The organism is Soehngenia sp., assembly GCF_055108775.1.
Genome location: NZ_JBSQIL010000016.1, coordinates 17,612 through 28,905 on the forward strand (window position 1 = coordinate 17,612; position 11,294 = coordinate 28,905).

10 protein-coding genes and 2 tRNA genes are annotated in these 11,294 nt (G+C 32.1%); 1 reads left to right on the forward strand and 11 read right to left on the reverse strand.

The genetic code is table 11. From position 1 onward, the window contains the following. Positions 1-9: 9 nt before the first annotated feature. Entirely contained in the window at positions 10-399 is a 390-nt protein-coding gene (locus ACTB1H_RS03640) for an ATP-binding protein (RefSeq protein WP_463261480.1), read from the reverse strand. Between the two features lie 147 nt (positions 400-546). Here ACTB1H_RS03640 and rd point away from each other — a divergent pair, with 147 nt between their 5' ends. Then, positions 547-708 carry a rubredoxin gene (gene rd / locus ACTB1H_RS03645; protein ID WP_463261481.1) on the forward strand — a complete coding sequence of 54 codons (162 nt, stop codon included), beginning with the start codon at positions 547-549 and terminating at the stop codon, positions 706-708. Between the two features lie 33 nt (positions 709-741). Here rd and yihA read toward each other — a convergent pair whose 3' ends face one another. From yihA to ACTB1H_RS03695, 10 genes are all read right to left on the reverse strand, one after another. After that, complete coding sequence (gene yihA / locus ACTB1H_RS03650; RefSeq protein WP_463261482.1) at positions 742-1,323, reverse strand: ribosome biogenesis GTP-binding protein YihA/YsxC; 582 nt, start codon at positions 1,321-1,323, stop codon at positions 742-744. Continuing rightward, complete coding sequence (gene lon / locus ACTB1H_RS03655) at positions 1,310-3,670, reverse strand: endopeptidase La (protein WP_463261483.1); 2,361 nt, start codon at positions 3,668-3,670, stop codon at positions 1,310-1,312. The genes yihA and lon overlap by 14 nt, the downstream gene beginning before the upstream one ends. A 47-nt stretch (positions 3,671-3,717) precedes the next feature. Further along, positions 3,718-4,992, reverse strand: coding sequence for an ATP-dependent Clp protease ATP-binding subunit ClpX (gene clpX / locus ACTB1H_RS03660; protein ID WP_463261484.1), 1,275 nt, complete (start codon positions 4,990-4,992; stop codon positions 3,718-3,720). Positions 4,993-5,002: 10 nt separating this feature from the next. Further along, positions 5,003-5,587: an ATP-dependent Clp endopeptidase proteolytic subunit ClpP gene (gene clpP / locus ACTB1H_RS03665; RefSeq protein WP_463261486.1), complete on the reverse strand. Its 585-nt coding sequence runs from the start codon at positions 5,585-5,587 to the stop codon at positions 5,003-5,005. Positions 5,588-5,589: 2 nt separating this feature from the next. Then, positions 5,590-6,891, reverse strand: a complete 1,302-nt coding sequence (gene tig / locus ACTB1H_RS03670) for a trigger factor (protein ID WP_463261487.1) — start codon at positions 6,889-6,891, stop codon at positions 5,590-5,592. 129 nt (positions 6,892-7,020) lie between these two features. Further along, positions 7,021-7,104 (reverse strand) — tRNA-Leu (locus ACTB1H_RS03675). Positions 7,105-7,392: 288 nt separating this feature from the next. Further along, positions 7,393-8,256, reverse strand: a complete 864-nt coding sequence (locus ACTB1H_RS03680; protein WP_463261488.1) for a DegV family protein — start codon at positions 8,254-8,256, stop codon at positions 7,393-7,395. 15 nt (positions 8,257-8,271) lie between these two features. Continuing rightward, positions 8,272-9,615, reverse strand: a complete 1,344-nt coding sequence (gene glmM / locus ACTB1H_RS03685) for a phosphoglucosamine mutase (protein WP_463261489.1) — start codon at positions 9,613-9,615, stop codon at positions 8,272-8,274. Between the two features lie 19 nt (positions 9,616-9,634). Further along, positions 9,635-10,969, reverse strand: coding sequence for a CCA tRNA nucleotidyltransferase (locus tag ACTB1H_RS03690; RefSeq protein WP_463261490.1), 1,335 nt, complete (start codon positions 10,967-10,969; stop codon positions 9,635-9,637). An 81-nt stretch (positions 10,970-11,050) separates the two neighbouring features. Continuing rightward, a tRNA-Arg gene (locus tag ACTB1H_RS03695) sits at positions 11,051-11,127 on the reverse strand. Between the last annotated feature and the right edge of the window lie 167 nt (positions 11,128-11,294).

An 11,294-nucleotide genomic window follows, 5' to 3' on the forward strand; every position in this document is an offset into this window, starting at 1 on the left:
ATCGATTTATTAACAAAGTTTTTTTATTGATATGGCTCTATTATTTTCTACTCTAAACTCATCTGATAAACCTTTCACAAGAACCAATCCTCTTCCCCAAGATTTAAAATCAGATGGATTGTATTCATCGAAGTTATAAATTATTCCACTGCCCTCATCTTCGACCTCGATAGTGAGCATATCGTTATCTACTTTTATAGTAAGATTAACGCATTTTTCTTTCATACACTCATTGCCATGTAATGCCCCATTTACAATAAGCTCATTCAAAATAACTTTTATATCAAATAATATGTCTTTATTGCTAATTATGCAATTAAGAGTCTTTACTGTTCTATCTATGAAAGATTTAATATATTCTAAATCGCTACATACTGCGCTTTTGTAAATGTAATTCATTTTTACCACATCCATTATCATATTTATAAGTATTTTACCCATATTTAATATATATAATCTAGTTATAATTAAATTGTAATATCAATATTTAAAATATTGTGATATAATACAGATATACAAAATTTTAGTTATGAAAGGAGAGTATATATGGAAAGATGGGTATGCGGTCCTTGTGGATATGTTTATGATCCAGCAGAAGGTGATCCAGATGGAGGTATTGAGCCTGGTGTAGCTTTTGAAGATTTACCAGAAGATTGGGTTTGCCCTCTATGTGGTGCTACTAAAGATATGTTTGAAAAAGAAGAATAATCAAAGACCAGTATATATACTGGTCTTTTTATTTTAGACCAACCCATCTATCAATTCCCATAATTTATCTATATTTAACTTTTTCTCGGATGAAATAGGCAGCAACTCAACTCCATCCTTTAAATCCAATTTGTCAGATATAATTTTTAAATTTTTATGCCATTGACCTTTTGATATTTTATCCGCTTTTGTTGCAACTACAATATTAGTGTAATCATATGATTTTAAAAACTCAAACATCATTAAATCATTTTTTGTTGGCTCATGCCGTATATCGACTATCATCACTATTGCTTTTAGATTATCTCTTTCAAAGAGGTACTCATTTATTATATCGGCCCATTTATTTCTTTCTGCAAACGAAACCTCAGCATACCCATAACCCGGTAAATCAACAAAACGTATAGAATCATTTACTAAATAAAAATTTATAGTTCTTGTTTTCCCCGGTTTGCTACTTGTTCTGGCTAAGTTTTTTCTATTTAATAGTGCATTAATCAATGATGACTTTCCTACATTTGATCTTCCGACAAAAGCTATCTCAGGTAGGCTATCACTGGGATAGTTTTCCTTAGATACTGCTATCTTCTCGAGACTAGAATTATTTACTTTCATCTTCATCACCGCCAGAAACTATTAGAGCCTTTTCCAAAACCTCATCCAAGCTTTTGACGAGAACAAACTCAATGTTTTTTTTGATTTTATCAGGTATTTCTTCTAAATTGATTTTATTGTCTTCAGGCAATATGATAGTTTTTATTCCCATCAAATGTGCCGCTAAAACTTTTTCTTTTATCCCACCAACTGGAAGTACTATTCCCCTTAGAGTTATTTCTCCAGTCATTGCGACATCTTTTTTTACTTTAACATTTTTTAATGCAGAAATAACTGCTGTCGCCATTGTAACTCCAGCCGATGGCCCATCTTTTGGTATAGCTCCTTCAGGTACATGAATGTGTATGTCATAATTTTTGTAAAAGTATGGATCAATACCAAATCTTTCAGCATTTGCTCTAATATAACTGATACCAGCCATAGCAGATTCTTTCATTACGTCTCCTAATTGTCCAGTCAACTGAATATTGCCCTTTCCTTTCATTACTATAGCTTCAACACTAAGTGTATCTCCGCCTACTTCAGTCCAGGCTAAACCATTTACTACCCCGACTAAATCTTCGTCTTTGACTGTATCAAATCTAAATCGCGGTGAACCTAAATATTTATCGAGATTATTGGCACTAATTGATACTTTCTTAATCCCTTCTTCAACAATTTTTTTTGCAGCTTTTCTACATAAATTGGCGATATTCCTCTCTAGATTTCTAACACCAGCCTCACGAGTATAATTACTGATTACCATTGTTAGAGCTTGATCAGAAATTGAAAAATTATCTTTAGTAAGGCCATGCTCTTTCAATTGTTTTGGTATTAAATGCCTTCGAGCTATTTCAAATTTTTCTTCTGCTGTATATCCACTAATCCTTATTACTTCCATCCTGTCTAAGAGAGCTTGAGGTATTGATGCGGTTGTATTAGCAGTGGTTATAAACATAACCTTCGATAAATCAAAAGCAACTTCTAGATAGTGGTCAGTAAATGTAGAATTTTGTTCAGGATCTAAAACTTCCAATAATGCGCTCGCAGGATCTCCCCTGAAATCATTTGCCAATTTATCTACCTCATCTAATAAAAACACTGGATTTCTAGTACCTGCTTTTTTTATGGATGAAATTATTCTTCCCGGCATACTGCCTACATAGGTCCTTCTATGTCCTCTGATTTCCGCTTCATCCCTAACCCCTCCTAAAGACATTCTGACAAAATTCCTATTTAATGCTTTAGAAATAGATTTTGCAATAGAAGTTTTGCCTACTCCAGGTGGCCCTACTAGGCACAGAATAGGTCCTTTTAAAGTGCCTGTCATTTTCTTAACTGCTATAAATTCCAAAATTCTTTCCTTTACGTCATTTAGCCCGAAATGATCTTCGTCCAATATATTTCTTGAACGCTTAATATCAATTTTTTCTTTTGTTTCTTTAGACCATGGTAATTCTATTAGCCAGTCAAGATATGTCCTAATTACTCCTACTTCCGCGGAATAACTTGGCAGCTTAGATAATCTCTCTAATTCCTTAAGAGCCTTTTCTTCTGCTTCTTTACTCATTTTAGCTTTCTTGATCTTTTCCTTTAAGTCCTCGATTTCTGATGAATAATCTTCTTCCTCTCCAAGTTCTTTTTGAATTGCTTTTAATTGTTCTCTTAAATAATATTCCTTTTGAATCTTACTTATTTGTTTTCTAACTCTTTGATTGATCTTATCCTCTATCTTTAACAACTCTATTTCAGCTTGTAATATCTTATGCAAAACTTCTAGCCTTTCAGAAATATCAAATGCTTCCAATACAGCTTGATCATCTTCTTGTTTTAAAAATATATAGCTTGTTATTACATCAGCAAGTCTTCCCGGATCTTCTATGTCTTCAACAGTAGTTAATAATTCCTCAGATGTCCTAGGATTTAAATCTAAATATTCTTCGATATCATTTAGAATAAGCCTCATCATAGCTTCAATTTCTGTGGTCTTTTCCAAATTTTCGGGATTATATATATATTCATCTATCAGCACTTCAAAAAATGGTTCACTTTTTACACACTCTTTAATTTTACACCTATTTATTCCTTCGACTAAAACCCTGATGCTTCCTCCTGGCAACTTTAACATTTGCTTAACAATAGCAACTGTTCCAACTCTATAAAAATCATTTTCAGTAGGATCGTCAATTTTGGGATCGATTTGAGTAGATAAAACTATCATTGAATCACTAATCATAGCATGTTCAAGTGCTTGTATCGATTTCTCTCTCCCTACATCAAAATGTATAACCATATACGGGAAAATGGATACTCCTCTTAAAGGTATCAAAGGTAATTTTTTTTCTACTACTGTATATAATTTATCCATGGTATTCACCTCTTTATAGCAAAATAAAAGCCCACACAAGTGAGCCTTTATGATGCCGATTCTTTGTTGCTCTTTTTATTAATCTTAGCTTTTCTATCAGAAAAAACTAAAGTAGGGCTTTGGTCATTTTCAATAGTCTCTTTAGTTACAACACATTTTACTATATCATCTCTATCTGGTATTTCAAACATTATATCAACCATTTTTTCTTCTATTATACTTCTTAAACCTCTAGCTCCTGTTTTTCTTTCAATAGCTTTCTTAGCAATTGCTCTTAGTGCTTGCTCTTCAAACTCAAGTTCTACACCATCGATATTAAACAACTCTTTATATTGTTTTACGATAGCATTTTTTGGTTCTGTCAGTATTTTTACAAGAGCTTCTTCATCTAATTCTTCTAATGTTACCAAAACTGGCAATCTGCCTACAAACTCTGGTATAAGACCATATTTTATTAAATCTTCAGGTTGTATTTTATTCAACAGCCTAGCTCTGTTCTCTTCCTTCGACTTGATTTCAGCTCCAAATCCAAGAGATTTCTTCCCCACTCTAGATTGAATTATTTTTTCTAACCCGTCAAAAGCTCCCCCTACAATAAACAATATGTTGGAGGTGTCAACTTGAATAAACTCTTGATGTGGATGTTTTCTGCCCCCTTGAGGTGGCACATTTGCAACAGTTCCTTCTAATATCTTTAGTAAGGCTTGTTGAACTCCTTCTCCACTTACATCTCTAGTTATAGAAGGATTTTCAGATTTCCTTGAGATCTTATCTATTTCATCTATATAGATAATTCCTTTCTCGGCTCTTTCAATATCGTAATCAGCTGCTTGAATAAGCTTTAGGATTATGTTTTCTACATCTTCACCTACATATCCAGCTTCAGTTAATGCAGTTGCATCAGCAATAGCAAAAGGAACATTTAAAATCTTTGCTAATGTTTGTGCTAACAATGTTTTCCCAGAACCAGTTGGCCCTATCATCAATATATTACTTTTTTGTATCTCAATATCTTCTTTCTTGCTTGCTTTTTTATTTATTCTTTTATAATGGTTATACACCGCAACAGCCAAAGCTTTTTTAGCTCTTTCTTGTTGTATTACATACTCATCTAAGCTTGTCTTTATGCTAGATGGTTTTGGTAAATCTGCATAATCATACTCAGATTCATAATCTATGAATTCCTCTTCAATTATTTCTTGGCATAATTCAACACATTCATTACATATATAAACATTTGGGCCTGCTATAAGCCTCTTGACTTCATTTTGTGATTTACCACAAAAAGAACATCTAAGCTGCTTATCTTCAATCTTAGCCATTTAATCACCTCTAATTTCTTTTCTCCATCACTGCATCTATAAGCCCATATTTAACCGCTTCATATGAACTCATATAATAATCCCTATCAGTATCCTTGGCAATTCTTTCGAGTGGCTGTCCAGTCCTTTCAGATAATATGCGATTAATTCTTTCTCTAATTTCAATTATCTTCTCTGCTTGAATTCTTATATCTTCAGCTTGCCCTTGTGCTCCTCCTAATGGTTGATGAATCATAATGTCAGCATTTGGCAATGCAAATCTTTTGCCTTTTTGCCCTGCCGCTAATAGGAAAGCTCCCATACTCGCAGCTCTACCAACGCATATAGTCACAACATCAGGTTTTATATATTGCATTGTATCAAAAATTGCAAATCCAGCGCTTACAGATCCTCCTGGACTATTTATATAAAGTTGAATATCTTTATCAGGATCTTCAGCTTCTAAAAACAACATTTGAGCAACTACTAATTCTGCAACTTGATCGTTTATTTCACTTCCCAACATAATAATTCTATCTTTTAAAAGTCGTGAATATATATCATATGATCTTTCTCCACGATTTGTTTGTTCAACAACAATTGGCACTAATGCCATAATTACCCCTCCATTTGAACATATTTTACTTTTTCTTTGAGCATATCTAGAACTTTGTCATTTATTATACCCTCTGTCAAGAAATTTAAATCTCCTTTTTTCATATCTTCAATGAATTTCTCTTTATTATCAGGGCTGTATGATTCAGCTATTTTCTCTAATTCTTTTTGAATATCTTCTTCAGTTGCTTCAACATTTTCATTCTTTGCAACTGCTTCTAAAACAAGTTGAGCTTCTACTTTTTTCTTTGCTATTTCTCTAAAGCTCTCTCTCATTTGTTCAATAGTCATATTAGTTAGCTCTAGATATTTCTCAAGACTAAATCCTTGCATTTTCATTCTATAATCAAAGTTATCTAATTCAGAATCTATTTGAGACTCAATCATAGCTTCTGGTATTTCAAATTCAGATATCTCAACTAATTTTTCAACAATCTTATTCTCTATATCAATATTTTCTTGTTCTTTTAATGATTTTTCTAATTCTTCCTTTATACTTTGTTTATATTCTTCTAATGTATCAAATTCACTAACATCCATAGCAAACTCATCATCAAGCTCTGGTAATTCCTTATATTTAACTTCTTTAATCAACACTTTAAATGTCGCATCTTTTCCTCTTAATTGCTCTTCGAAATAGTCTTCAGGGAACTTAACATTTACTTCAACTTCTTCTCCCTTTTTCTTTCCGATTAGTGCTTCTTCAAAACCAGGAATGAATTGTCCTGATCCTACTTCTAAAGTCTGATCTACGGCACTTCCACCTTCGAATGCTTCTCCATCAATAAACCCTTCAAAGTCGATAGTCAATATATCACCATTTGTAATTTCTCTATCTCCAGCATCAATTATTCTTGCATTCATGTCTCTTACTCTTTCAAGTTCAGCATTTATCATTTCTTCAGTAACAGAATAATCGTTTTTTTCTATCTCTATGTTATTGTAATCTCCTAATTTAACTTCTGGTTTCACTTCAACACTAAATTTAGCAATTATTGGTTTGTCTTTCTCTATATCATCAATATCTACATCAGGTCTATCTACTGGCTCTAGATTAAATTCTTCTATTGCTTTTGAATATGCCTCTGGCAATAGCTCGTTGATTGCATCTTCATAGAATATTTCTTTCCCATAATTCAATTCAATCAACTGTCTAGGAGCTTTCCCTTTTCTAAACCCAGGTATGTTAAATCTCGATCTATTAGCTATATAAGCTTTTTGTACAGCTTCTTCAAACTCTTCAGGAGTAAACTGAGCATCAAAATACACGGTGTTTTTTTCTTTTTTTACATAATCTACTTTCATTAATGAACCCCCTATGATAATTTTTGCTTTAATTCCATTATGTCATTATATCATAACTGACAAAATTTTTAACACAAATAATAATTAATAATATATAAAAAAACCAATGGCCGATACCACTGGTTGTTTTGGTGCGGGAAAGAGGACTTGAACCCCCACGTCAATGACACTAGATCCTAAGTCTAGCGCGTCTGCCAATTCCGCCATTCCCGCAAATGAATAAATTTGCCTGCCTTTATAATTATAGCATCTAATGTTATTTTGTCAACAGCATATCAAAAAAAGATAATCACAATTAATTTATATATTAATTGTAAAACTAAATTAGACCTTTTTTTGCTTTGCAGTCTAATTTAGTCTTACAAATATTAAACCATTCTATTTTAAAATTATTGAGCGCATTATACTTAATAATTTTCTGTTTAGAGGTGTTAAGCTTGTTTCCAGAAAGGTCTTTTGTCTTATAATATATTAATTAAGCAATTAAAATATCAACTATGTCTAAAAACTGATTATAACTCCCCCATCATTTACGTATGATGTTGATAATCCATTGGTTTCTACAATAATAATGTCTTTAAATTTTAGTTTTTTTAGACTGTCTTTTAAGTTTAGAGCTTTTTCGAATGCATTTGCATGAGAAATCACGGCTATTCTTTCTGAAAAATTTGCATTTGTATTTTCTATTATATCTACTAACCTATTAAATGCCTTTCCTGCACCTCTGACTTTCTCTGCTAACTCTATTTCTCCCGATTCATTTCCTCTCATAATTAATTTTATATTTAAAATGTTAGCTAATAATCCTTTTGATTTAGAAATCCTCCCATTTTTTATCAGATTGCTTAAATCTTCTGAGATAAAATATGTTTTCATATCGGTTATATATTTCTCAATATTTTCAACTATTTCAAGATTAGTTAATCCTTTTTTGATTTCTTCTATAAGCTTTAAAAATACCAATACCTCACCAGCACTAGCTGATTTAGAGTTAAATACATGTATAAACTTGTCTTTTTGCTCTAATGCAATATTCTTAGCTGTCATAGCAGAATTATATGCTCCAGATAATTCTTTAGATATTGTAATTGCGAAAGATACAGCACTCTTTTCAAAAAGTTCTAGAAAATCACCTGGAGACGGGCACGAAGTCCTAATAGGATTTGGACTTTTTTTCATAGCATGGACCAGTTTATTTTTATCTAGACTTTCATCGTCTACGAATTCAATATCGTCAACATATATCCTAAATGGCACTAAATTTATATTAACCTCATCTTTTATTTCATCCTCAACACTTTTAACATCAATAGATTTAAATAAATCTTTGCTTAAATCGCAGCTAGAATCTGCTATTATATTCATATTAATTCCCCTATTCTATAATAATTTATCCTCAATTAGCGAAGCTAAATTATCAGCCTCTTTCTTTATCCAATCATAGTCCTTGCCTTCTATCATAACCCTTACTAACGGTTCAGTGCCTGAAGGTCTTATCAAAACTCTACCAGATCCACTAAATTTCTTTTCTAAATCTTTAATAGCATTTACTAATTCTGGGAAGTCTAAAAATCTATATTTGTTCTCAGGTTTTACCCTTGCATTTACCAAAACCTGAGGAAAGTTTTCTACCAAATCATTTAAGACTGATGCTTTTTTGTTTTCTGAAATCATTATTTTTAATAATTGCAATCCAGTTGCTAATCCATCTCCTGTTGTGTTTAAATCCATAAAAATAATATGGCCTGACTGTTCTCCTCCCAATACATAATTCCCTTTTTTCATTTCTTCAATTATATATCTATCTCCCACAGGTGTTCTAAGCAATTTCATTCCATTTTGGGATAGAAATACTTCAAGACCCATATTGCTCATAACAGTTCCAACAATTGTATTGTTATAAAGGTTGTTATTATCTTTTAAGAATTTTCCGCATATTGCCATCAAATGATCTCCATCAATTATTCTGCCCTTTTCATCTACAGCAATTATTCTATCCCCATCACCATCAAATGATATCCCTAAATCTGCATTAGTATCTAATACTAACTGTTGTACCAAATGAGGATTAGTAGAGCCACAGTTGTCATTAATATTTGTCCCATCAGGTTCTGTATTTATTGCTATAACATCACCATTTAATTCCCTAATTATCTCAGGACCAATCTTATATAGTGCTCCATTCCCGCAGTCCATAGCAATTTTAAATCCTTTTAAATCAATTGCAATTTTCTCTTTTAAGTACTCTTTGTAATGTATTGGGGCATTATCCTCAAAATATATTCTGCCAAGGCTGTTTTTAATAGGTCTCAATTCTATTGACCTATTATTTAACAAAATATCTTCTATTTCATCTTCTATTTCATCAGGCAATTTATATCCATCTGAGCTAAAAAATTTGATTCCGTTATATTCAAAAGGATTGTGAGAAGCAGAAATCACAACTCCAGCTAAAGCATTATATTTTCGTGTTAAATAAGCCACTGCAGGAGTTGGTATTATTCCAACTTGAATTACATCTAATCCAATAGAACATAGTCCTGCACTAAGGGCAGCTTCAAGCATATCAGAAGATGCTCTGGTGTCTTTTCCTACTACTACTTTCCCTCTGTTTCCATGAGTTAAAACAAAACCTCCGGCTCTCCCAATTTCGAATGCAATCTCAGGAGTAAGGTCCTTATTAGCAATCCCCCTTACTCCATCAGTCCCAAATAATTTCCCCATATTATCCTCCTTTGTTTAATTAATTATTCAAGTATTTATTCTTAACTATATCTATTAAGTCAGTCTTGTTATTTTTCTTTGGATTTTCAATTACTATCTCGAGTAGATAATCTAATATTTCCCCTATTAATGGACCTTCTGCTATGCCTAGGGCTTTTAAATCTTCTCCATTAATAGCCAAATGAGTTCTTGAATAAGGTTCATCCTCAATTTCTTTTAGAATTCTTCTTTTTGTATCAAAATAGCTTAAATCCTTATCTCCTTTTTTACTTAGCTTATCTGCTATTTGTAGTTCGATTAAATTATTGAAATTCTCGTATCCAATTTTTTGTAGCTGTTTTTTTACATATTTCTTATCTAAATCCTTAGCATAATTCATGTGTCCACTTATTAAAACTAAGGTGTTTTTTACGAGTTCATTTGAAAAATGTAGTCTAGTCAAAACATCCTTTGCTATTTCAGCACTTACCTTTTCATGTCCATAGAAATGTCCTATTCCATTTTCATCCAACTTAAAAGTATAGGGTTTACCTATATCATGGAATAATGCTGCAAGCCTTACTTCTAATATTTTTGGTGTGTTGTCCAAGACCTCTAAAGTATGCTCAAATACATTCAAATAATGATGAGGATTTCTCTGATCAAATCCTATAGCCGGAATAATTTCAGGTATGATAACCTGTAAAATCCCTAAATCTTTCATTAACCTTATACCATATGACGGTTCATCAGATAAGATGATTTTGACTAACTCATCTCTTATTCTTTCTTTGCTTATCAGTTTCAATTGGCTAGCTAGTTTTGCACATGCATTTGCAGTTTGAACCTCAATAGTAAATTTTAGTTGGGTTGCAAATCTTACAGCTCGAAGTATTCTCAAATAATCCTCATTTAATCTATCATTTGGATCCCCTACGCATCTTATTAGTTTTAACTTAATATCATTCATTCCATAAAAGGGATCGACAAATCCTATTCTTGGATTAAATGCTATTGCATTTATAGTGAAATCTCTTCTTCTTAAATCTTCGTATAAGTTTGATATATATTTTACATCTTTAGGTTTTCTACCTTTGATATATATATCTTCTGACCTGAAAGTCGTAACTTCAACTTCCCCTTCATCCATTATTATTTTCATTGTTCCAAATTTTCTTCCTATATCAATAAGTTTAAAATCCTTAAAAATTTTCTCGATTTTTTCAGGTGTAGCATTCGTTGCAATATCGTAATCTGAAGGTTCTTTACCTATGAGATGATCCCTTACACAGCCACCAACTAGATATGCTTCATATCCATTTTTTTCTAAAATATATATAATTTTTTTTATATAATCAGGAATGTATATATCCATTTTTTCCTCCGTTAATTTAGTATAGCATAAAATTTGTATATAATAAAACAAAAACCTTATCATTAAATGATAAGGTTTAAATGGTGCACCCTGAGGGACTCGAACCCCCGACCAACTGGTTCGAAGCCAGCGACTCTATCCAACTGAGCTAAGGGTGCATTTTACAATTTAATTATACCACAATATTTTTCCGAAATTTGATAAAAAAGATTTAAAAAAACCAGAGAAAAACTTCTCTGGTTAACATGGTGCGGGAAAGAGGACTTGAACCCCCACGTCAATGACACTAGATCCTAAGTCTAGCGCGTCTGCCAATTCCGCCATT